Here is a 23,134-nt window from a genome sequence, read left to right as displayed (position 1 = left end):
GTGGCGGGAGGGAGTGGTGGGCGGCACAAGGATCGAACTTGTGACCCCTTCGGTGTGAACGAAGTGCTCTACCGCTGAGCTAGCCGCCCGAAAAGAGGCTGGTCGTATACGTTGGCGCCTCTGCGCGGTCAAGCGGACGGACGCAGACGCAGGGGGGGATAAAAATATTTACCGCCTTGGCCTCGTCACACTTCCGTCAAGAAGAAATATCACCTATAGACCCATGCAGCGCCTGAACGACACAGGTCTGTTCCGGTCGTTTCCTTTTCAACAACGAACCCGCCGCGCGTGACTGGTGACGCGTGGATAAGGAGGTCCTCCCCATGGCCAGCAATGATTTTTGCACCCGCGAAGGTGCTCTCCGTCTCAAAGAGCGCATCGAAGCGTACTGGAAAGAACGTGGCTACGACGTGTCCGTCGAGCTGCAGGAAGCTGGCTTCATGCCGGCGATGCGTTCGGCGCGCACTGATGTGCGCTCCAACATGGTCAACGGCATGCCCCGGCCTGCCAATGACCGCGGTCAGGAACGCCGCAGCGCCTGACGCTGCGTGATCAGCCCGGCGGTCAGCGCCGGCAGATCCTTGTATGAATTGAAAAGCCGGTCCGCGCCCAGCGTGCGGACCGGTTTTTCGTCATAGCCGTTTTCAAACAGGATGATGCCGGCGCCCGCAGCCCGCGCGGCCTCGAAGTCGACGCGCGAATCGCCCACCAGGATGTCGCCCGCCTCAACCGGGGCGCCGCCCAGCGCCATCAGAACATGAGCCGGATCAGGCTTCTTGGCCGGCGAATCTTCAGCCCCGACAATGCGTTCGAAGCGATCCGCCAGGTCCAGCGCCTGCAGAAGCGGGACCGCCAGCCAGCCCGGCTTGTTGGTGCAGACAGACAGGCGGGCGCCCGCATCGGCCAGCTCATCCAGCGCCGCCTCGACGCCGGGGAAAGGCCGCGACAGATCGGCGATCCCCTCGCGATACACCGACAGGAAAAGCTCAAGCGCGCCAGACAATTCGTCTTCGGGCGGCGCGGCGCGGCCGGCATTGGCGAAGGCGCGTTCGATGAGGGCGCGCGCGCCGCGGCCCACCATGGCGCGCACGTCTGACAGGGGGACAGGGTCGAGGCCCGCCGGCGCGATGGCGGCGTTGAGGGCGCGCACCAGGTCCGGCGCGGTATCCACCAGCGTGCCGTCAAGGTCGAAGGCGATTCGGGCGCCGGATAGCGATGGATGGCGATTCATGGCTATCCCCCCTTTATGCGCCCAGACTATCCCCGCAATTTGCGGGTCCTCAAAGCCCGTGACGGGCACATGAGCCGGCCGGACGGGGACATAAATCAGGTCCCAAGGCACATCACCCCGGCGATGTGGTCGCACAGCGCGCGCAGGTGCGCTATAGGGCGGCTCACAGGCGGCGCGCCGCCGATCTGGCGCCCAGACCCGGGACAGGAGACGTGATGACACACCGAGCGCGCGCCGCCGTGATACTCGCCGCCGGACAGGGCACCCGCATGAAATCGGCTCTGGCCAAACCGCTGCACGCGGTCGCCGGACGCGCCATGCTGGACTGGAGCCTGGATCTGGCGCGCGCCGCCGGAGCCGAGCGGATCGTGACCGTCTGGGGCGCCCACAGCCCGGCCGTGCGTGACCGGGCCGCAGCCGCCGGCGCCGTGACCGTGCTGCAAGACCCGCCTTCGGGCACCGGGCATGCGGTGCGCCAAGCGCAAGCCGCGCTCGCGGGGTTTGAGGGCGATGTGATCGTGCTTTACGCCGACACGCCGCTGATCCGGCCGGAAACCGTCGAGGCGGTGTTCGCGGCGCTGGATGAGGCGGCGGTGGCGGTGCTGGGCTTCGAGCCGGACGCGCCGGGCGGATATGGCCGCCTGATCGAATCGGCGCCCGGCGTGCTGGAAGCGATCGTGGAGGCCAAGGACGCGAGCGAGCAGCAGCGCGCGGTGCGCCTGTGCAATTCGGGTGTGATCGCCTGCCGGGCGGAGCACCTCTGGGGCTGGCTGGCGGCGCTGAAAAACGACAACGCCAAGGGCGAATACTATCTGACCGACATTGTCGCCATGGCGCGCGCGGACGGGCTGGACGCGCGCGTCGTGCGGGCCGATGAGCGCGAGGTGCTGGGCGTCAATGACCGGGCCGATCTGGCCGCCGCCGAGGCCGCCTTCCAGACGCGCCGCCGCGCAGAGGCGATGACCGCCGGGGTGACGCTGACCGCGCCCGAAACCGTCTTCTTCAGCCATGACACGCAAATTGAAGCCGACGTGGTGATCGAGCCCCATGTGGTGTTCGGCCCGGGCGTTTCGGTGGCGGGCGGCGCGGTGATCCGGGCATTCAGCCATCTTGAAGGCGCTTATGTCGGCCCGGACTGCGAGGTCGGACCTTACGCCCGGCTGCGCCCCGGCGCGGTGCTGGAGGCGGGGGCGAAAGTGGGCAATTTTGTCGAGGTGAAAAAATCCCGCCTGGGGGAGGGCGCAAAAGCCAATCACCTGTCCTATATCGGAGATAGCGATGTGGGCGCGAAGGCCAATATCGGCGCCGGGACGATCACCTGCAATTATGACGGGTTCTTCAAGCACCGCACGGTGATCGGGGAGGGCGCCTTCATCGGGTCGAACTCCTCGCTTGTGGCGCCGGTGGAGATCGGGGCCGGGGCGATGACCGGGTCAGGCTCGGTGATCACCGGCGACGTGCCGGCCGACGGGCTGGGCCTCGCCCGGGCGCGTCAGGAGACCAAGCCCGGATGGGCCGCCAGATTCCGCGCAGCCATGAGCGCGAAAAAGACCAAAAGCAAGGACTGAGCATGACCGATCTGAAAAGCCGCCTCACCGATCCCACCCTCCTCAAGAGCGCCTCTTTCATTGATGGCGGCTGGGTGGACAGCTCTGACAGCTTCGAGGTGCGCAACCCCGCCGACCGCTCGGTGGTGGCCAAGGTGGCCGATGTGGGCGCCGGCGGCGCGCACCGGGCGATCGACGCGGCGGCCCGCGCCTTCCAGACTTGGAAGAAGACCTCGGTGTTCGAGCGCGCCCGCATCGTGCGGCGTTGGCATGAGCTGATCGTGGAGCACGCCTCGGATCTGGGCGCCATCATCACGGCTGAAATGGGCAAGCCCTATAAGGAAGCGCGCGGCGAGGTGGTCTACGGCGCCGGTTTCGTGAGCTGGTCAGCCGAAGAAGCCATGCGCCTGCATGGCGAGACCCTGCCGACCCAGGCGCCGGGCACGCGCGGCTGGACGCTGCGCCAGCCGGTGGGTGTGGTCGCCTGCATCACGCCGTGGAATTTCCCCTCCGCCATGATCACCCGCAAATGCGCCCCGGCGCTGGCGGCGGGCTGCACGGTGGTGGTCAAGCCCGCGCCGGAAACCCCGCTGTCGGCGTTGGCGTTGGCCGAGCTTGCCAAGCGGGCCGGCTTCCCGGCGGGCGTGTTCAATGTGATCAATGGCAAGGCCGAGGTGCTGGGCCCGGTCATGACCGGCGCGCCGGCGGTGCGCATGATCGGCTTCACCGGCTCGACGGAAGTCGGCAAGCTGTTGATGCGTCAGGCCGCTGACGGCATCAAGCGCGTCTCGCTGGAGCTGGGCGGCAATGCGCCCTTTCTGGTGATGGACGACGCCGATGTGGAGCTCGCCGCCGATGGCGTGATGGCCAGCAAGTTCCGTGCGGCGGGCCAGACCTGCGTGTCGGCCAACCGGATCATCGCCCAGGACGCCATCGCCGACGCCCTGATCAAGGCGCTCAAGCGCCGGGTGGAGAAGCTGAAAGTCGGCTCCGGCTTTGACGAGCGCACCAATGTCGGCCCGTTGATCCATGAAGAGGCCGTCGAACACGTCTCCGCCCTGGTGGAGGATGCGCGCACGCGCGGCGCCAAGGTGCTGGTCGGCGGCCAGTCTTTGTCGGCCAAGATGGGCGGGGCGTTCTACGCGCCGACCCTGATCGAGGCGGGCGACGATCAGGGGCTGGACATGGCGTCAAACGAGATTTTCGGCCCCGTGGCCACGGTCTACCGCGCCGCTGACGAGGCGGAGATGATCCGCCTGGCCAATGACACGCGCCACGGGCTGGCCGCGTATCTCTACACCAATGATGTGGGCCGGGTGCACCGCATGAGCGAGGCGCTGGAGTTCGGCATGGTAGGCGTCAACGCGCCCATGGTCGGCTCGCCCTCCACACCCTTTGGCGGGATGAAGGAATCGGGCATTGGCCGCGAGGGCGGTAAATGGGGTGTGGAGGAATTCACCGAGCTGAAATTCGTCATGTTGGGAGGCGTGGACAGATGAGCAGAGGCGAAAACACCCAAAAGGCCGCTAGCATCTTCGAGCGTGCGGGATATGTAGATGCATTTTATCGATCAAGGCATTTGAGGAATGAGCAGATCGCGCGATACGTCGCAGCGCTCGAAGATGCATCACCTGACCGGACCTTACAAAGCAAGCGCATTGTTGATCTTGGCGCTGGCGTTGGGCGGTTTGCGAGGCCCTTCGCGCGTGCGGTGGGCGAAGGCGGTCATGTAATTGCCCTCGATGCGTCCCAAGCCATGTGCGAACAACTCACGCAATCAGCCATGGATGAGTCGTTATCCATAAAGGCGTTGCGTGCTGATTTCTCAGACCTCGTGACCCAGCCCCCTGATCCGGGCCGTGAGTTAGTAGAGTCTGTTCGCCTTTCTTTCTGGGTTGATGTGGTTGGTCAAGGCCCGGTGAGCGGAGCTTGCGCGTAGCTCAAGCGAGCCGGGCCGGGGGTGACGGGTTCGCTCGGCGTAGACACAGGGCGCAAGCCCACCAAGCGCGGTGTGCGGACGCTGGGTGTTGTAGTCGATCCTCCACGCCTCGATCAGGCCGCGTGCTTCGTGTAGCGACGAGAACAGGTGCTCGTTCAGGCACTCATCGCGGAACCGACCGTTGAAGCTCTCCACGAAGGCATTCTGGGTAGGCTTTCCAGGTGCGATATAGTGCCATTCCACGCCGCTCTCTTTCTGCCAGCGCAGAAGCGCGTGACTGGTCAGTTCGGTGCCGTTGTCGCTCACGATCATGCGCGGCGTTCCTCGCTGCTCGATCAGACGATCAAGCTCACGGGCCACGCGCATCCCAGACAGCGAGGTATCGACCACGACGGCCAAGGCCTCCCGCGTAAAGTCGTCGACCACGCATAGCGTCCGGAAGCGCCGCCCGTCTGACAGCGCGTCAGAGACGAAGTCCAGGCTCCAGCGATGGTTCGCCGCCACGGGCAACAGGATCGGGCGCCGGGTTCCCACGGCCCGCTTGCGGCCACGCCGCCGCCGGACCGCCAGCCCTTCCTCTCGGTAGAGCCGGTAGATCTTCTTGTGGTTCGCATAAAGGCCCTCGCGCTCGAGCAGTATGCCCAGCCGGCGATAGCCGAACCGGCGACGCTCGCCGGCGATATCTCGCAGGCGCGTGCGCAAGACGTCATCGTCGCTTGAGCGCTTCTGATACTGGAAGGTCGATCGGTCCAGCTCTGCAAGGGCGCAGGCCCGACGTTCGCTCAGACCGTGCCGGGTCACCATGTGGTGCACGGCCTGGCGCTTAACGTCGGGCGTCAGAAGTTTTTTGCTGCGATGTCCTTCAGTGCTGCATTGTCCAGCATGGCATCGGCCAGAAGCCGCTTCAGCCGGCTGTTCTCCAGCTCCAGCACCTTCAGACGCTGGGCATCGGACACCGACATCCCGCCGAACTTGGCCTTGTATTTGTAAAAGGTTGCGTCGGAGATGCCGTACTTGCGGCAGACCTCCTTCGTGCTCACACCGGCGTCGTGCTCGCGCAGCATGCCGATAATCTGCTCTTCCGAATAACGGCTCTTTCGCATGGTCCATCCTCTCCTCGATGGACTCTACCATTCAATGGCCGGAATTCACGGGGCTGGGTCACTCGCTGACTTGGAGCCCTCAGACATTATATGGAGTTCAGAAAGCATCCATTTGGTTGAGGATGTGTATAAACTTGCTAAGTCGGCAGCGACTATCCTTCGCCCTGGTGGAATTTTCGCAATACGTACATCGTCGCATCAGCAACTGATTGATCGAGATTGGTACGCTTTTTTTCCGCGTGCTCGCAGGATCGACCTCGAGCGGCACCCAAGTACACCGTTGCTTCAAGATGCGCTCGAAACCGCAGGATTCAAGAAGGTTCGTCATATTTTGATTGATGATTCGAGCGTCTTGTCGGGCCAAGATTATGCCGATATTCATCGCGATCAGTGTTACTCAACGCTAGCTCTGCTTGACGCGGCTGAGTTCGACAGCGGCCTTGAGCATCTAACGATTAAGATGCATGGTAGGCAATGGGTCGAAAGAGATATGAGAATGACTCTAACCATCTGTGAGAGTGGTCATTAGATGCTTAAGGCTTTACGAGTACTGGAGCTGGCGCTGATCTTGGCAACAGCAATCATATTGCTTTTCTTTCAGCAAATTTCTAACTTTATTGAATTTGACATAATACAGGTCGTAGGTGTGCTGGGGGCTTTGGTTGCGGCATCGACACTTTCGAATCTGTACTATTCTTGGGAGTTGAGACGAAGCCGGAACGAGCAAGGATCATTTGCCGTATCAAATCTAAATGAAGCAGTAAGCACTGCAATGAAATCCGGCAAGGTTTTTAAAAAGATAAGAATTTATGCAATTTCGACTGGAAAGCTGCAACCTATATTTGAAGGAGCTGGTCTGAGAGCAAAGTCCATTGAAATTTTGTTGTGGAATCCGCGAGCAGATCAATGGTCTCGTTTCGAATCTCTCGTGGGCTTTGCTGATCATATCGAGCATATGATTGCGCAATGGAGAGCCATGACGGAGCGTCACCTGTTCGAACTTGTATCGGTAGAAAGATACGCTAGCCTCCCATCTGACTATTTTGTCGTTTTCGACGAACGATGCGTTATATTCGGAAATTATGTACCGAATCCTGTTATTTGGTCTTTCGTCGAGGTGGGCGAGCCGCTTTTCGCAACGTCAGACACAGAATCTGGCCGCGCACTAATTCGCTCGTTCATTGATCGTTTTGACCAGTCGTTTGTGATCGCAAGGCAGGACAAAGGGCAGACCTTTTAGTTCGCTCGTACTATTTCAATTGGATAGTCAAAAAAGAGTCCGGCCTCGATTACCCCTGGGATTTGTTTGAGATAGCGTAGGCTTTCTCGCGTCGGCGCCTCGAATCTGACATCGATGGTCCAGTTCCCATACCGGGTCACTGCTGGTCCATCGCTCCTGCTATTGCCGCGTAATTTGAACTCACTAATCCCTTCATTTTCAAGTTGGCTTCTGACTAGTGAATAAGAATCTGGAATTATTTCGACGGGAACGGAAAACGTTGCTCCAAGCCTCTCCTGAAATTTACTTGAGTCAGCGACGATCAGCGTCTTCTTTGACATAGACATGATAATTTTTTCAAGCACGAGGGCGCCGCCTCGGCCCTTAATCATAGATCCCTCGAGATCAATTTCATCGGCTCCATCAAACCCCCAATCGGGGCTCATTGAAAGTGGAGAGGTTTGGTGAAGCCCGAAGAAGCGACAGGCCAAAGTGATCTCATCAGATGTTGGCACGAATATGTTTTTCTGTTTCGAGCGCGCTTGCTTTTGCGCGATTGCTGCGAGTGTTAGAAATGATGTCGTGCCCGAGCCGGCTCCAATGACTTCGTCTTTAAAAAGGTTGCTGGCAATAAATTCGGCTATAGCGCATTTCGCGCTATAATTCGAAATCGGCTTCCCCCAGAATCGCGTTAAATTCTCTTCTTGTTCTGTCAGGGGGACTTCGGTACTAAAGACCGCGTCACGGTCAAGCATGGCGTGGCTCCAATTGATCCTATTGCAAACCTTAATATCGGGAGTCGTCTATCGAGCAAGGGGTAATGGCTTATGCGCGGATGGCTGGGTGCATATTCTACGGGTCGCGTGAGCAGCTGTCGCCAGTCAGACGCCGGGCTTCTCCTAACCCGCTCAGCATGATCGTGCGTTCAAATTACGCCAGCAAATGACGGATCTTATTGTCCAAAACAACAGCGCGCGCGGCCAAGGCCGCCGGCGTGCCGCTGATCCCGGTGGACCAGGCGGTGCGCATCGATCTGACCGTGGACGGGGCCGACGAGGTGGACGGTCGCTTCCGCCTGATCAAGGGCGGGGGCGGGTGCCTGTTACGCGAAAAGATCATCGCCCACGCCTCTGACCGCATGGTCGTGGTGATCGACGAGACCAAGCTGGTCGAAAGCCTGGGCGCGTTCCCGCTGCCGGTGGAGGTGGATCCGTTCGGCTTCACCATCACTGCCAAGAAAGTCTTCGACGCCCTGCGCGCGTCGGGCGCGCCGCGCTGCGATGTCGCCCTGCGCCGCCGCGGCGACGGGCTGGAGCCCTTCGTCACCGATGGCGGCCACTACATTCTGGACTGCGCCTGCGGCGAACTGCCCGACCCCGAAGGCGCCGCGCGGCGCCTCGTCGCCATCCCCGGCGTGGTGGAGCACGGCCTGTTCATTGGCCTGGCCCGCACGGTGATCGTCGGCGAGGAAGACGGCGCGCAGGTGCTGGAGATTTAGGGGGGGGCGCAGCCAGTCCAGCGCTCGCGGCAGGTGATAGGGAACCAAGCCCAAAACTGCCTTCCCGGACGGCGCAGCCGATCCGGGATCCATCCCTGGAAGTCTCAACCGCATTGCGGGTGGGAATGATCAGTGGATGGGTCCCGGCACTCCCTTCGGTCGGCCGGGAAAGCATGGAATTTAGGCCTTCACTCCCCCGTCAGCGTGCGCAGAGCGCCGCCGGGTCGGGCTCCTCGGCCCAGCCGTTTTCAAGCGCTTCGGTCCAGGTGAAGTCGTTGATCACAATCACCAGAAGGGTGGAGAAGCACGCGCCGTCATCGCCGGGCAGGAGGGCCTGGGCGCGGAGCCAATTGGTCATGGCGCGATCATAATATCTGTTGGCCAGCTGCACATGCCGTTCGCTCATTTCGCCGGGTGGCGTGCCGAACGCGCAGGCGACGCGCACATTGGACGCCCGTCCGTCCGATCCGACATCGCCCGCTACGGCGCAGGCGGCCGGATGCCAGCCGCGCTCGATAGCCTCAAAGGCTGGCTGAGGCGGCGGACCGGCGAGAACCTGCGTCGGGATGCGCCAGCCGCCAGCCTCGTCAGGCGTCAGCGCCGCCGCGACAGGCGGCGCGCCCTGCAGATCGCGCGGCAGGTTGATACCCGACAGGCGCGAGGCGAGGGCAGCCTGGGCGCCGGCATCGGCGCAGACCGCCTGGGGGTGGCGTTCGCCTGGATTGAAACGGATCTCGCACGCGCTGGCATCGGCGCCCGCAATCAAAAGCATCAAAGCGGCCAGCATGAAGCGCCTCCATTCGCGCGATGCGCGAGCCTAGGACGCCCGTGCGGGCTGGGCAATCGCGAAAAGAGGCCGCCGCGCCTACCGGCCCTTCAGCCAGCCGGCATTGACGCAGACCTCGGCGATCTGGACCGCGTTGAGGGCTGCGCCCTTGCGCAGATTGTCGGCGACGATCCACATGGCCAGGCCGTTTTCCACCGTGGGGTCAGTGCGGATGCGGCTGACGAAGGTGGCGAACTCGCCCACGCTCTCCACCGGGGTGATGAATTGCGGGTCGTCATCATCGGCGCGGTCGATGACCATCAGGCCGGGCGCCTCGCGCAGCACGCTGCGGGCCTTGGCTGCGCTCAAGGGGCGTTCGAGCTCCAGATGGGCGGCGACGCAATGGCCGACAAAGACCGGCACGCGCGCGCAGGTGGCGAAGAGGCGGATTTTCGGATCGAGGATTTTCTTGGTCTCGACCATCATCTTCCACTCTTCCTTCGTGGCGCCGTCCTCCATGAAGTCGTCGATTTTGGGAATCACGTTGAAGGCGATCTGCTTGGGGAAGTGCTCGGGTGTGACCTCGTCATTGACGAAAATGCCGCGCGTCTGGGTCCACAGCTCGTCCATGCCCTCCTTGCCCGCGCCAGACACTGACTGATAGGTCGCCACGCTGGCGCGCACGATCCCGGCCAGATCATGGATGGGTTTGAGCGCCACCACGGTCTGGATGGTCGAGCAATTGGGATTGGCGATGATGTTCTTCTTCGGGCGCGCCGCCAGCACTTGCGGGTTCACCTCCGGCACCACCAGCGGCACGTCCGGATCCATGCGCCAGGCTGAGGAATTGTCGATCACCAGCGCGCCGGCCGCGGCGATTTTCGGCGCCATGACTTTCGACACATCGCCGCCCGCGCTCATCAGCACCAGGTCGACGGTGGAATAATCAAAATTGTCGGCGTCCTTCACTTTCAGCGTCTTGTCGCCATAGGACAGCTCGCGCCCCATGGATTTGCGGCTGGCCAGCGCATGGACCTCGCCGGCCGGGAACAGACGCTCGGCCAGAATGGTGAGCATTTCCGCGCCAACCGCGCCGGTGGCGCCCAGAACGGCGATATTGAGGGGCATGGGCCAATGTCCTTGGTGCGGGTGCAACCCCCGCGACGGGGGGCTAAAGCGATCAGGCCAGGCTCGGATCTATGCCCTTGCAGGCGTCGACCAGGCCCTTCACCGAGGCGACGGAGTGGTCGAACATGGCCTGTTCTTCGGCGTTGAGGCTGATCTCGACCACTTTTTCCACGCCGCCTGCGCCGATCACGATGGGCACGCCGACATACATGCCGTCCACGCCGAACTGGCCGGTCAGGTGCGCGGCGCAGGGCAGGACGCGCTTTTTGTCGTTGAGATAGGATTTGGCCATGGCCACGGCGCTTTCAGCCGGGGCGTAGAAGGCCGAGCCGGTGCCCAGAAGCTGCACGATCTCGCCGCCGCCCGAGCGGGTGCGCGCCACGATGGCGTCGATCTTGTCCTGCGTGGTCCAGCCCATCTTGATGAGGTCCGGCACCGGGATGCCGGCCACGGTGGAATAGCGCGTCAGCGGCACCATGGTGTCGCCATGGCCGCCCATGACGAAGGCCGTGACGTCTTCGACCGAGACGCCGAACTCTTCGGCCAGGAACCAGCGGAAGCGCGCCGAATCCAGCACGCCGGCCATCCCCACCACCTTCTCGTGGGGCAGGCCGGAGAACTCGCGCAGGGCCCAGACCATGGCGTCCAGCGGGTTGGTGATACATATCACGAAGGCGTCCGGCGCATGGGCCTTGATGCCCGCGCCCACCGATTTCATGACTTTCAGATTGATGCCCAGAAGATCATCGCGGCTCATGCCCGGCTTGCGCGGCACGCCGGCGGTGACGATGCACACATCAGCCCCGGCGATGGGCGCGTAATCCTCCACCGAGCCGCCGGTGAGATGGCTGTCCTTGCCGAACACCGCGCTTGCCTGATCGAGATCGAGCGCCTTGCCCCTGGCCACGCCTTCAGCGAGGTCCATCAGCACCACATCGCCCAGCTCCTCGCGGGCGCAAATATGGGCGAGCGTGCCGCCGATCATGCCGGCGCCGATAAGGGCGATCTTTTTGCGAGCCATGTGGGTCGATCTCCGGAAATTGAGCTGCCGCGCCCGTGTTTCGCAGGCGCACAAATATCGCGCACGGGTCTAGCGCCGGACGCGGGCGAAGGCAATCGGGGGTGCTGGGCGAGGAGGGCGCAGCGCCGCCAGACCCGACGCGAGGGTCCTGGCCAAGCAAGGCCCCGCCGTCTTGCGCCGCGCCGGGCTCCGGATGCAATGTGAAAGGCGTTTCCAGACGGAGTCCCGCCCATGCGCGCCACCCTGATCGCCCTTTGTCTTGCGCTGACCGGTATGGCCTCGCCCGCCCTGGCCGATGAGCCGGCGTTTGGCTGGCTCGCCGGTCACTGGCGCAGCGAGAATGACGACCGCATCTCCGAAGAAATCTGGATGGCGCCCGAAGGCGGGCTGATGACCGGGATGGGCCGCACCATCCGCGACGGCCGGGCGGTGAGCTTTGAGTTTCTTTACATCACCACCGGCGAGGACGCGGCCTATTTCGCCCAGCCGGGCGGGCGGGCGCCCGTGCGCTTCGGCCTGGTGGCGCAGGACGGCGAGCGCGCCGTGTTTGAAAACCCGGACCATGATTTCCCCCAGCGCATCGAATACGCGCGCGCGGGCGACACTCTGACCGCGACTATCTCCACTATGGATCGCGAACGCACCTTCAGCTGGAGCTGGACGCGTCAGGACTAGGCGCTGCGTCCCCCGCCGATCTTGACCCGCCCGGCATCGCGGGCGTAGGGATGGAGGTGACGGTCCCGCGCGAGCGGGTGAAAAGGGAACACCGGTGAGAGGGCTTTAGAGCCTTCAGGTCCGGGGCTGTACCCGCAACTGTGAGCAGGGAGGGCGTCCGCCAGTATCGCCACTGGGCCGCAAGGCTTCGGGAAGGCGGCGGACGCGCGATGATCTGCAAGCCAGGAGACCTGCCGTCGCGTCGTGCGGACCGGGTGCGGGCAAACACCATGGCCGGCGAGGGTTTATCCCGCGTGAAACGACACCGTAAAGGCGCGTGAGCGCCGGGCCGGCGTCCTTGCGTCCGTCCCGGGGCGCGGTGTTTGAAAAGACGCAGGCGGCGGGGCGCTCACCCCCGGATGGCCTGCGCATCACCGGGACGAAACCGAGATGAGTTTCACTTTAGCGGGCCTTGCGGCCCTGGCGCTGGCGCACAGCGCGGCGGCGGCTGACACGGCCACCGAAACAGAAACCGGAACCGAAACCTCCAACCCTGCCGACGTGATTGAAGTCACGGCGGTGCGCCTGCCCGCCCTGGTCAGCGAAAGCGCCGCCGCGATCACGCTGATCGGCCGGGCCGAGCTGGACCGGGCGGCGTTCGTGGTCGATGCGCTGGCCGCGGCGCCGGGCGTGACCATCAATCAGAGCGGCGCCTTTGGCGGCGCGTCGGCGGTGCGCATTCGCGGCGCCTCGGGCGGCCAGACGCTGGTGCTGGTCGATGGCGTGCCGGTCAATGACGCGACGTCGCCCGGCGGCGCCTATAATTTCGCGGCGCTGGACCCGGACGCGGTGGAGCGCATCGAGATTCTGCGCGGCGCCCAGTCGGTGATCTGGGGATCGGACGCCATTGGCGGGGTGGTCTCGATCCAGACGCGGCGCGCGGCGCCGGGGACGGGCGTCAGCGGGTTCGCCGAAGCCGGATCGTTCGACACGGTGCGCGCCGGTGCGGCGTTCGAGGCGTCTGGTGACGCGGGCGCGCTGCGCATCGGCGCCAGCACGTTCAACACCGGCGGCATTTCCAAGGCCGATGAGCGCGACGGCAATACCGAGCGGGACGGCTATGACGCCCTGACCCTGCACGCCAGCGGCCGGCTGGAGCTGGGCGGCGCCGGGGCGCTGGACCTGGCTGCGCGCCAGACCCGCGCGCGCACCGAGTATGACGGGTTCGGCCTGCCCACGGGCGTCATCGACAGCGATGATTTTGACAAGACGCGCGATCGGTCAGCCTCCTTGCGGTGGTCCAACAGCTTCGCCGGCGACGCCATCACCGCTCAGGCGCTGATCGGCTATAGCGATATCGAGCGCGATGTGTTCAGCGCCTTCCCCTTCAGCGCGCGCGGCGAGCGCACCATTGCCCGCGTGGACGGCGCCTGGACGCTAGAGGCTGGCCACAGGCTGGCGGCGGGGCTGGATCTGGAGCGGTCGCAAGCCGATGGCGTCAGCTCGCGCCAGGAAGGCGTGTTCGTGCTGGCCGAGCTGCGGCCCGCCGCCGGCATGGTGCTGTCGGCGGGCGTGCGCCGGGACGAATCCGACCGCTATGGCGGGGCGACCACGGGCCGTGTCGGCGCCTCCGCCCAGGTATCGGAGGCGGTGCGTCTGCGCGCCAATGCCGGGACCGGTTTCCGGGCGCCGAGCATTTTCCAGACCAGTTTCTTCTGTTGCGGCGCCACGGCCCCGAATGCAGACCTGAGGGCCGAAGAGAGCATCGGCTATGATATCGGCGCCGACGTCACGCTGGCGGGCGGGCGGATCATGCTCGAAGCCACCTGGTTTGCCCAGGACATCACCGACCTCATAGACTTCTCCTTTGCCGCTGGCGGGTATGAGAATATTGCGCGCGCCGATACGTACGGGGCAGAGCTGGCGGCGCGCGCAGCGCTGTCCGATCAGTGGAGCGTCAGCGCCAGCTATGCCTGGCTGGAGGCTGAGGACGGGACCGGAGCGCGGCTCGCGCGCCTGCCGCGCCATACCGCTGATGCGGCGCTGAGCTATGAGTCGGACCGCTGGGGCGCGACCGTGTCGGGCCGCTATAACAGCGAGGAATTCGACGCCAATGGCACGGTTCCCGCCTGGACGCGGCTTGACCTGAACGCCCACTACCAGCTGACCTCGCGCCTGCAGGTGTATGGCTGGGTGGAGAACCTTCTGGACCGTCACTACCAGCAGGTCTTCGGCTATGGCACGCCGGGCCGCTCGGCCTGGGCCGGGGTCAGGTTGTCGCGATGAGGGTGACGCCATGATGTTGCGCGCGGGCGCTCTGGCGGCTCTGGCCGTCGCTTGTCTCGCCGGTCTTGCCGGCGGGGCGGAGCGTCCGCGCGTCGTATCGCTGGATTATTGCGCCGACCAGTATGCGCTGGCGCTGGCGGACCGTGACCAGATCGCCGCCATCGCCACCGGCCCCGATGACGCCCACTCGGCATTGCGGGCCAGGGCGGCGGGCCTGCCCCGGGTGCGTGACAGCGCCGAGGACGTGCTGGCGCTGGCGCCGGACCTGATCGTGCGCAGCTTTGGCGGCGGGGTGCGGGCGCAGGCTTTCTACGCGCGCACCGGGCTTGAGGTGCATGATCTGGGCTTCCCGCGCAGCTTTGCCGACATCGCCGCCACCATCGCCCGCGCCGGTGACGCGCTGGGTCAGGACGCGCGCGCCGCTGAGCTGATCGCGGCCATGCAGGCCGATCTCGACGCAGCCGCCGCCCCCGGCGTGCGCGCCCGCGCCCTGTATCTGACCCCGGGCGGGGTGACGTCGGGGTCCGGCACGCTGATCCACGCCATGATCGAGGCGGCGGGGCTGGAGAATGCGGCGGCCGCAGACGGGGCGAGCGGCTGGGTCAGCGTGCCGCTGGAGACGCTGGTGCTCGACCCGCCCGAGCTGATCATCACCGGCTTCTTCAACCAGCCCGATATTCTCGCCGACCAGTGGAGCCTGACGCGCCACCGCGTGCTCACGGATTTGCTTGCGCACACGCCGGCCATCCATCTGGACGGGGCGCTGATCGGGTGCAGCGACTGGGGTCTGGCGACAGCCGCGCGCATCCTGCGTGAAGAAACCAATATCCTGCTGGGACCGGACTCATGACCCGACTTCAGCTCAACGCATTGCTGGCGCTCGCCGGTCTCGCCGCGATCCTCGCCGGTCTCATGGCGGGCAGCGCGCCTCTGAGCTTTGCCGACACGCTGGCCGGGCTTGTGGGCGCCGGGCCGGAGGGGGCCCGCCTGATTGTTCAGGAAATCCGCCTGCCGCGCGTGCTGGCGGCGTTTCTGACCGGCGCGGCATTGGGGGCGTCGGGCGCGCTGTTGCAGGGTCTCTTGCGCAATCCGCTGGCCGATCCCGGCGTGCTGGGGGTTAGCGCCATGGCGGCGCTGGGCGCGGTGATCGCGATCTGGTTTGGTCTCGCCGCCATCAGCGCTTTCGCGGTTCCCCTCATGGCCATCGCCTTTGCCGCGCTGGCCGCAGCGATCCTGGCCGGCCTCGCCGCCGCGCGCCTGTCGGTGGTGCAGCTCATATTGGCGGGGGTCGGCCTGTCGAGCTTTGCCGGCGCCTTGAGCGCGCTGGCGATGAATCTGGCGCCCACGCCCTTCACCTTGAGTGATCTGGTTAACTGGCTGCTGGGTTCGGTGGCCAACCGCTCCTTCACCGATCTGGCGCTGGCCGCGCCGTTCTGGATCGTTGGCGCCGCTCTGGCGGCGCTGGCCCTGCCGGGCCTGCGCGCCCTGACGCTGGGCGAGGACACGGCGCTGAGCCTGGGCGCGAACGTGTCGCGCACCCGCCTGCTGGCGATCCTGGCCAGCGCGCTCCTCACCGGCGGGGCGGTGGCGGTGGCGGGGATGATCGGCTTTGTCGGCATTGTCGCGCCGCATCTGGTGCGCCCGCTTGTGCGCCATGATCCGGGCGATCTCATCTTGCCGAGCGCACTGGCCGCCGGGGCGTTGCTGGCGCTGGCGGACCTGGCGATCCGGCTCGCGCCATTCACGCAGGAACTTAAGCTGGGCGTCGCCGCGGCCTTGATCGGCGCCCCGGCCTTTATCTGGATCGCGGCGCGCAGCGCGAGCATTGGCCGATGAGCGCCGCCGCCCTGATCAACGCCAGCGTCGTGCTGGCCGGGCGTCCGGCGCTGGATGGAGTTTCGTTCAGTATTGAGCCGGGCGAGTTCGTGGCGCTGACCGGTCCCAATGGCGCGGGCAAGTCGACGGCTATTCGCGCTCTGCTCGGGCTCGTCCCCTTGAGCGCGGGCGAGGCCCGGCTGGGCGGTGACCCAGTGCAGTCGCTGTCGCCGTCCGAGCGCGGACGGCGCGCGGCGTGGCTGGCGCAGGACCGGTCCAGCGCGTGGGCGATAAGGGTGAAGGATCTGGCTGCGCTGGGGCGCTTCGCCTGGTCGGGCGCGCCCTATGAGCGGCTGGCTGAGGAGGACCGCGCCATCGTGGATGACGCGCTTGAGCGGGCGGGCGCGGCGGCGCTGGCGGACCGGCCACTGGACGCCCTGTCCGGCGGGGAGCAGGCGCGCGCGCATCTGGCTCGTGCTCTTGCCGCCCGGGCGCCGGTGCTGGCGGTGGATGAACCAGCCAATGCGCTGGATTTGCGCCACCAGCATGAGGCCATGGCCGTGCTGCGCGCCGAAGCGGACCGGGGCGCGGCGGTGATCGCGGCGCTGCACGATCTCGACGCCGCGGCGCGCTGGGCTGACCGGGTGATCGTGCTCAATCAGGGCCGCGTCGCCGCCGACGCCGCGCCCGCCGCAGCGCTCAGCGAAGAGCTTCTGGCGGGCGTGTTCGGCGTGCGCCGTCGCCCGCAGGGCGGTTACGAGCCGGTTTAGCTTTCCGGCCAGCTTGCCGTCTGGTTTGCGGTCTGACACCCCGCCAGCTCGCGCAGCTGGGTGGAGGCGATGGCCACTTTTGACAGCGCCCAAACACCCGAGCTTCCCAGCTCCTCCAGCGTCCGGTCGGCCCGGTCCACCTCGGCGCTGTGCTGGGAGGTCCAGCTTTCCACCAAATGCACGGCCCAGTCGCGGTCGGGGTTCTCCACCCCGGCCGCCAGCGCCCCGCCGGCTTTGGCGGCATAGGCCGAAACCTGCGTGGTGAGCGCGTACTGGCTGGCGTAGAGGTCCTCAATCAGGCGGCGCATGGCCAGCCGGTCCCAGTGCAGGCTGGAGGACAGCTGCCCGCCCGCCCCGCGCAGAACATCAAAGCGGAAACGCGCGCCGACCGCGTGATAGAGCGCGGCGGCCGCCGCCAGCGGCCAGGCGGATTCGCGCGCCAGATCGATGACGTCGGACGAGGAGGTGAGCGGTTTGAGCCGCGCCACGTCGGACGCTAGGTCCACCGGCGCGCCCTGGTCCACATAGGCCTGCATGCGGCTGGCGATGCCATCGGCGTCGTGAGGCGAGACGACCGTGTCCACCAGCGTCTTGAGCGCGTCCACGCCGGGCTGGTAGGCGGCGATGACCTCGGCGATGGGCGCCGCGTCTCGGCCCATGGCCCGGCGGGCGAGCCAGTAAGTCTGGCGGCGCAGGAGGCGGATCACCTCGTCATGCAGGGCGGTCTGGACGCTGGCGGGGGCCTTGTTGTCCAGCGCATTGATGCGGTCGGTGAAGTCCTTGAAGCGGAATATCCGCCGGCCCGCCTCGAAGGCGCGGGCGATGGCGTCCACATTCGCCCCGGTGCTCTCGATGGCGCGCGACAGGAAGGTCGGCCCGCCCAGATTGACCATGTCATTGGCCAGACGCGTGGCGATGATTTCGCGCTTCAGCCTGTGGCCGTGCATGGCCTCGGCATGACTGGCGAGATGATCGGGGAAGTAGGTGACCAGCATGCCGGAGAAATGCGGATCATCCGGCGCGCTGGACGCCACCAGCGCGTCAAAGAGCGTGATCTTGGCATAGCTGGCCAGCACCGCGATCTCGGGCCGGGTCAGGCCCAGGCCCTGCTCCTTCAGCTCGCGCAATTGTTCGGCGGCGGGCAGGCCCTCCACCTTGCGGTCAAGCTGGCCGGCTTTCTCCAGACGGTCCATCAGGCGCTCGTGGGCGTCGATGTCTTCGGCGGCGTGTTCGCGCGCGATGGTCAGCGCCAGGCTCTGATCATAATTGTGCTGCAGCACGTGCTCGGCGACCGCATCGGTCATGGATTCCAGCAACACATTGCGCGCCGGGATGTCCATCTGGCCGTCGCGGACCATGGGGTTGAGCAAGATCTTGATATTGACCTCATGGTCGGAGCTGTCGACCCCGGCCGAATTGTCCACGAAGTCGGCATTGCAGCGGCCGCCATGGCGCGCGTACTCGATGCGCGCGGCCTGGGTGACGCCCAGATTGGCGCCTTCGCCGATGACGGCGGCGTTCATCTCGTTGCCGTTGATGCGCAGCGGATCATTGGCCCGGTCGCCCACCTCCCAGTCCTGTTCGTGACTGGCTTTCATGTAGGTCCCGATGCCGCCAAACCAGATCAGTTCCACCTCGGCCTTGAGCAGGGCGCGCATCAGATCGTTGGGCGCAGCGGTCTTGCCCTCCAGCCCGGTCAGGGCGCGGATTTCATCGCTCAGCGGGATCGCCTTGGCGCTGCGCGGGAACACGCCGCCGCCTTTGGAGATCAGGCTTTTGTCATAATCCTGCCAGCTGGAACGCGGCAGCTGGAACAGGCGGTTGCGCTCATTCCAGGCGGCGTCCATGTCGGCCGGATCGGGGTCGATAAAGATGTCGCGGTGGTCAAACGCAGCCAGCAGCTTGATCGTCTTCGACAGCAGCATGCCATTGCCGAACACGTCGCCGGACATGTCGCCCACGCCGATGACGGTGAAGGGCTCGGTCTGGATATCCTTGCCCATTTCGCGGAAATGGCGCTGCACCGACACCCAGGCGCCGCGCGCGGTGATGCCCATCTTCTTGTGGTCATAACCCGCCGATCCGCCCGACGCGAAGGCGTCGCCGAGCCAGAAATCATACTCGCTCTGGGCCACGCCATTGGCCATGTCAGAGAAGGTGGCCGTGCCCTTGTCGGCGGCGACCACGAGATACGGGTCTTCGCCATCCCAGCACACGACGTTTTCGGGGCGCTTCACCGCGTCCTCAGCCAGATTGTCGGTGATATCGAGCAGGCCGCGCAGGTAGACCTTGTAGGCTTCCTGACCTTCGGCCAGCCAGGCTTCGCGGTCGGAGCGGTCGGGCAGCTGCTTGGCGTAGAACCCGCCCTTGGAGCCCACCGGCACGATGACGGCGTTCTTCACCTGCTGGGCCTTGACCAGACCCAGCACCTCGGTGCGGAAATCCTCGCGCCGATCGGACCAGCGCAGGCCGCCGCGCGCCACCGGGCCGAAGCGCAAATGCACGCCCTCGACGCGAGGGCTCCACACGAAAATCTCGCGATAGGGCTTGGGCGCCGGCAGGTCGCGCAGCTTGCGGCTGGCGATTTTGAGCGAGATCCAGGGCTTGGGCGAACCATCGGCGCAAGTCTGGTAGAAATTGGTGCGCAGCACCGCCTCGATCAGGCGCAGGATCCGGCGCAGAGCGCGGTCATGGTCCAGGCTCTCGACGGCGTCCAGACGGGTGCGGATGTCGGCGGCGATAGCCTTGGCATGGGACTCGCGCGTCTTCATGTCCAGATCCAGCGCCGGATCAAAGCGTGTCTCGGCCAGACGCAACAGGCCCAGCGCAATCTCCGGATTGGCCGCGAAAGCCTCTTCCTGCAGAGTCTGTGACGGATCGAGACCCGATTGCTGGCGATAGCGCGCGCAGGTGCGCAGGAATGCCGCCTGGCGCCAGGTGACGCCGATAGCCAGCACCAGCTTGTTGAACCCGTCATCCTCGCCCTGGCCCGACAATACGGCGAGCAAGGCGTCTTCGAAGGCGTCCGCCACGCTGGCGACGTCCCTGGCCGTGCTTGCAGCCATGCGGGCTTCGAACTCGTGCACCCAGATCGTCTCGCCTGCGCCATCCGCGCCCTGACGGCGCACCGGGAAGCCGGCCTCTGCCTGCACATGCAGGCCGAGATTTTCCAGCACCGGCAGGACCTCAGACAGGGCGATCTGCTCGCCATGGCGGTACAGCTTGACGCGCAGCCGGCCCGGGCCATCGCCCGGCGCGGCGTAGGCGCGCGCAGCCAATGGCTGATACCCGCTCACCGTCTCCATGCGCCGCACATCCGCCAGCGCGTCATCCGGCGTGAAGCGCTCGCGATAGCCGGCGGAGAACCCGTCCACATAAGTCAGCACAGCGCGGCGCAGGGCGGTGTCCACGGCGGCGCGCGCGGCGGCGTTCAGCTCGTCCTCCCAAGTGCGCGCCAGCGCGGCGATCCGGCGCTCCAGCTCGGCCGGATCGGGTTCGGGGTGGTTGAACGGGTTGAGCCCGACGATGAAATGGACCCGGGCCAGCGGGCCATCGCCGAAATTGGGGTAGAAGGCCGAGAGCCGCCCGTTGAACGCCTCGCGGATGAGTTCGCCGGCCAGCTCGCGCACTTTCGAGTTATAGCGCTCGCGCGGCACGAACAGCAGGCAGGAGACGAAGCGGTCGAACTGGTCGCGGCGCATGAACAGCTTGGTGCGCGGCCGGTCATAGAGATGGAGAATCCCCAGCGCCAGCTGCAGGAGATCGTTCTCCTCGGTCTGGAACAGCTCGTCGCGCGGATAGGTCTCCACGATGTTCTGGAGCTTTTTGTAGGAGTGCGAGCCGGGCTGCTTGCCCGAGCGCTCTATCACCCGGCGCACCTTGCGCCGGATCAGCGGCACTTCGCGCGCCATCTGGTCATAGGCGTCGGAGGTGAACAGGCCGACAAACCGGGTTTCCCCGATCACCGAACCGTCCTCGCGATAGCGTTTGACGCCGATATAATCCATGTAGACGCGCCGGTGGACGCGGCTTTTCATATTGGCCTTGGCCACGATCACCGGCGATGGCGCGCGCAGATACGCCTCGATGGCCGGGCTCAGCAGCAGCGGCTCGGCGGTGGAGCGCAGCACGTTGCGGTCGGGATCGCGCAGCACGCCCAGGCCGGAGCCGTCGACGATATCGGGCTCCTTGCGCTCCAGCTTGCCGTCCGCGCCGACGATATAGCGATAGTCGCGGCAGCCCAGGAAAGTGAACTGACCCGCCCGCAGCCAGCGCAGGAAGGCCAGCGCCTCGTCCAGCTCTTCCTTGGGCGCATTGGTGGGCGCGGTCTCGATATGGCCGATCACCTCGTCCATCTGGGCGAGCATGCCCTTCCAGTCATCCACCGCATCGCGCACATCGGCCAGGGTCGCCGTGACTTCCTGTTCCAGCCTGGCGCGCGCTTCGGCCGACATCCGGTCGACATGGACCTGGATCATGGATTCGGTGATGGCCCGATCGCCCGCCTCGACCCGGTCGGCATTGCCGTCACGGTGCACTTTGACGATGGGGTGGAACATGGCCAGCACGTCGAGACCCAAAACCGCGATCTCGCCCATGACCGAATCAACCAGGAAAGGCCGGTCCTGACCGATCACTTCGAGCACGTCGCGATCCAGCTCGCGCCCGTCAGCGCCGTTGGCCCGGCGCACGCGCACCTTGATTTTCTCGCCCGGCCGGGCGGCGGCGTACTCCCAGAATTCGGCGGCCAGGGCGAGGGCGTCGTCCATGGTCAGTCCGGCCATGTCGTCGGCCAGCGCGTCGCTCCACACCTGCTGCAGATAGCTTTCCGCGTCGGGCCCGCAGGCCTTGAGCCGCGCCTTGAACAACGCGCGTCCGGCTTTGAGGAAGGTGTCTTGATCGAACGCATAGGCGACGCTGATGACAGCGTTCATGACCGGTGGCTCCGCAATGGCGCGGCGCGCGCGTGTGCGGCGCGCCGCAGATTGAAATTTATGGCCGCACACTACTGCGCCGCGCGCGCCGTTCAAGCGCTGCGCGGCGGCTGGACCTGACTTCGGGGCTGTGGTGAGGTGCGCCTCAACATGTCATCACCCCTTACACACCCTCGGGAGGCCTCATGCCCCACGCCCTGATCACCGGCGCCAATCGCGGCCTTGGCCTGGAACACACAAAACACCTGCTGGCGCGCGAATGGACGGTCACCGCCGCTGTGCGTGATCCCGGCGCGGCGGCTGACCTCAAAGCGCTCGATCCTGGCGATGGCCGGCTGCGGATCGAAGCCTATGACGCGGCTGATATGGCGTCAGCCGCCGCGCTGAAAAAGCGCGTGACCGGTCCGGTCGACATCCTGTTCGCCAATGCCGGCATGATGCACCGCGACGGCTTCGGCTCGGGCGCCAGCGAAGAGTTCATCGCCTCCATGCGGGTGAATGCGCTGGCGCCGCTGGCGCTGGCTGAAGCCTTCGCCGATCAGGTGGCGGCCAGCCAGATGAAGGTGATTGCGCTTCAGTCCTCGCGCATGGGCTCCATCGCCGACAATGATTCAGGCGGCATGTACGCCTATCGCGCCTCCAAGGCGGCGCTCAACGCGGTGGGCAAGTCGCTCAGCCAGGACCTCAAGGCCAAGGGCGTGGTCGTGATGGTCCTGCATCCAGGATGGGTGAAGACCAATATGGGCGGGCCGCGCGGCAACCTGACCGTGACCGAAGCGGTGGAGGCGCAGCTTGATCTTATCGCGCGCGCCAACCCGGCCATGAGCGGGCGGTTTTTCCATTCCAACGGCCAGGATCTGCCTTGGTAGCGCGGCTGGTGCGCCTGCAGGTCCGATAAGCCCCTGTGTTGAAATGCAAAACGCCCCGCACACGCTGTGCGGGGCGTTTTTCTATGGGGTCGGCGCCGCCGAACGGGGGACAGGCATGTCCGGCGGCGCCTGCAGGCCTCATCGGGCAGGCTGGGGGGACGCACTCTGAGGCCTGTTCGATGTGTGCGTTTGCTGAAGCGACTCAGCTTGGCTTGTGATGTAGACACCGCAGCGCCCGGTGCAAGCGCTGTATTCGGTCAGGTTCTGCCCGATCACCCTCCCCGATCAGCGCCAGATGATCTGATCATCGACAAGGCGCTCCGGTCAAGGGTCTGATTTTTCTTATTCAATACC

The 23,134-nt window shown here is 65.5% G+C and carries 18 protein-coding genes, 1 tRNA gene and 1 riboswitch; of the genes, 11 read left to right on the top strand and 8 right to left on the bottom strand.

What is annotated here, in order from left to right:
- Positions 1-14: 14 nt before the first annotated feature.
- Positions 15-89 (bottom strand) — tRNA-Val (locus L2D01_10885).
- 234 nt (positions 90-323) lie between these two features.
- Between L2D01_10885 and L2D01_10880 the strand changes: the two genes are divergently transcribed.
- Entirely contained in the window at positions 324-542 is a 219-nt protein-coding gene (locus tag L2D01_10880) for a hypothetical protein (protein WBQ09401.1), read from the top strand.
- Here the strand turns inward: L2D01_10880 and gph are convergent.
- Positions 521-1,231: a phosphoglycolate phosphatase gene (gph, locus tag L2D01_10875; GenBank protein ID WBQ09400.1), complete on the bottom strand. Its 711-nt coding sequence runs from the start codon at positions 1,229-1,231 to the stop codon at positions 521-523. The two genes, L2D01_10880 and gph, sit on opposite strands and share 22 nt — an antisense overlap.
- A gap of 215 nt (positions 1,232-1,446) precedes the next feature.
- On the opposite strand from gph, the gene glmU reads away from it, so the two are divergent.
- Positions 1,447-2,799, top strand: coding sequence for a bifunctional UDP-N-acetylglucosamine diphosphorylase/glucosamine-1-phosphate N-acetyltransferase GlmU (gene glmU / locus L2D01_10870; GenBank protein WBQ09399.1), 1,353 nt, complete (start codon positions 1,447-1,449; stop codon positions 2,797-2,799).
- A 2-nt stretch (positions 2,800-2,801) separates the two neighbouring features.
- Entirely contained in the window at positions 2,802-4,277 is a 1,476-nt protein-coding gene (locus L2D01_10865) for an NAD-dependent succinate-semialdehyde dehydrogenase (GenBank protein WBQ09398.1), read from the top strand.
- 365 nt (positions 4,278-4,642) lie between these two features.
- On the opposite strand, the gene L2D01_10860 is transcribed toward L2D01_10865, so the two are convergent.
- A protein-coding gene (locus tag L2D01_10860; GenBank protein WBQ09397.1) for an IS3 family transposase occupies positions 4,643-5,820 on the bottom strand; the annotation gives its coding sequence in 2 pieces (ribosomal slippage) (positions 4,643-5,571 and positions 5,571-5,820; 1,179 coding nt in all).
- A 529-nt stretch (positions 5,821-6,349) separates the two neighbouring features.
- Between L2D01_10860 and L2D01_10855 the strand changes: the two genes are divergently transcribed.
- Entirely contained in the window at positions 6,350-7,060 is a 711-nt protein-coding gene (locus L2D01_10855; GenBank protein WBQ09396.1) for a hypothetical protein, read from the top strand.
- On the opposite strand, the gene rpiA (L2D01_10850) is transcribed toward L2D01_10855, so the two are convergent.
- The gene (gene rpiA, locus L2D01_10850; GenBank protein WBQ09395.1) at positions 7,057-7,794 is read right to left on the bottom strand and encodes a ribose 5-phosphate isomerase A; all 738 of its coding nucleotides are present in this window, start codon (positions 7,792-7,794) and stop codon (positions 7,057-7,059) included. The genes L2D01_10855 and rpiA (L2D01_10850) overlap by 4 nt on opposite strands.
- Before the next feature lie 200 nt (positions 7,795-7,994).
- Between rpiA (L2D01_10850) and rpiA (L2D01_10845) the strand changes: the two genes are divergently transcribed.
- Entirely contained in the window at positions 7,995-8,537 is a 543-nt protein-coding gene (gene rpiA / locus L2D01_10845; protein WBQ09394.1) for a ribose-5-phosphate isomerase RpiA, read from the top strand.
- 199 nt (positions 8,538-8,736) lie between these two features.
- Here the strand turns inward: rpiA (L2D01_10845) and L2D01_10840 are convergent, their stop codons facing one another.
- The 3 genes from L2D01_10840 to mdh all read right to left on the bottom strand — a co-directional run bounded on the left by L2D01_10840 (position 8,737) and on the right by mdh (position 11,452).
- A complete protein-coding gene (locus L2D01_10840) occupies positions 8,737-9,324 on the bottom strand; it encodes a hypothetical protein (GenBank protein WBQ09393.1) in 588 nt (195 codons plus the stop codon).
- Between the two features lie 78 nt (positions 9,325-9,402).
- A complete protein-coding gene (locus L2D01_10835; GenBank protein ID WBQ09392.1) occupies positions 9,403-10,431 on the bottom strand; it encodes an aspartate-semialdehyde dehydrogenase in 1,029 nt (342 codons plus the stop codon).
- Positions 10,432-10,483: 52 nt separating this feature from the next.
- Positions 10,484-11,452, bottom strand: coding sequence for a malate dehydrogenase (gene mdh / locus L2D01_10830; protein WBQ09391.1), 969 nt, complete (start codon positions 11,450-11,452; stop codon positions 10,484-10,486).
- A 231-nt stretch (positions 11,453-11,683) separates the two neighbouring features.
- On the opposite strand from mdh, the gene L2D01_10825 reads away from it, so the two are divergent.
- The 5 genes from L2D01_10825 (at position 11,684) to L2D01_10805 (ending at position 16,977) form a co-directional block, all read left to right on the top strand.
- Positions 11,684-12,127, top strand: a complete 444-nt coding sequence (locus L2D01_10825) for a DUF6265 family protein (protein WBQ09390.1) — start codon at positions 11,684-11,686, stop codon at positions 12,125-12,127.
- A 43-nt stretch (positions 12,128-12,170) separates the two neighbouring features.
- A riboswitch (cobalamin riboswitch) is annotated at positions 12,171-12,380 on the top strand.
- Between the two features lie 176 nt (positions 12,381-12,556).
- Positions 12,557-14,392, top strand: a complete 1,836-nt coding sequence (locus tag L2D01_10820; protein WBQ09389.1) for a TonB-dependent receptor — start codon at positions 12,557-12,559, stop codon at positions 14,390-14,392.
- A gap of 10 nt (positions 14,393-14,402) precedes the next feature.
- On the top strand, positions 14,403-15,242 hold the full coding sequence (locus tag L2D01_10815) for an ABC transporter substrate-binding protein (protein ID WBQ09388.1): 840 nt from the start codon (positions 14,403-14,405) through the stop codon (positions 15,240-15,242).
- On the top strand, positions 15,239-16,228 hold the full coding sequence (locus L2D01_10810; protein WBQ09387.1) for an iron ABC transporter permease: 990 nt from the start codon (positions 15,239-15,241) through the stop codon (positions 16,226-16,228). Before L2D01_10815 ends, L2D01_10810 begins: the two co-directional genes overlap by 4 nt.
- Positions 16,225-16,977, top strand: coding sequence for an ABC transporter ATP-binding protein (locus L2D01_10805; protein ID WBQ09386.1), 753 nt, complete (start codon positions 16,225-16,227; stop codon positions 16,975-16,977). The genes L2D01_10810 and L2D01_10805 overlap by 4 nt, the downstream gene beginning before the upstream one ends.
- On the opposite strand, the gene L2D01_10800 is transcribed toward L2D01_10805, so the two are convergent.
- A complete protein-coding gene (locus tag L2D01_10800; GenBank protein WBQ09385.1) occupies positions 16,974-21,911 on the bottom strand; it encodes an NAD-glutamate dehydrogenase in 4,938 nt (1,645 codons plus the stop codon). The genes L2D01_10805 and L2D01_10800 overlap by 4 nt on opposite strands.
- A 185-nt stretch (positions 21,912-22,096) precedes the next feature.
- Here L2D01_10800 and L2D01_10795 point away from each other — a divergent pair, with 185 nt between their 5' ends.
- On the top strand, positions 22,097-22,780 hold the full coding sequence (locus L2D01_10795; protein ID WBQ09384.1) for an SDR family oxidoreductase: 684 nt from the start codon (positions 22,097-22,099) through the stop codon (positions 22,778-22,780).
- The last annotated feature ends 354 nt before the right edge of the window (positions 22,781-23,134 follow it).

The sequence above is a fragment of the Hyphomonadaceae bacterium ML37 genome (genome assembly GCA_027627685.1).
GTDB lineage: Bacteria > Pseudomonadota > Alphaproteobacteria > Caulobacterales > Maricaulaceae > Oceanicaulis.
This window is presented reverse-complemented; position numbering and strand designations above follow the sequence as displayed.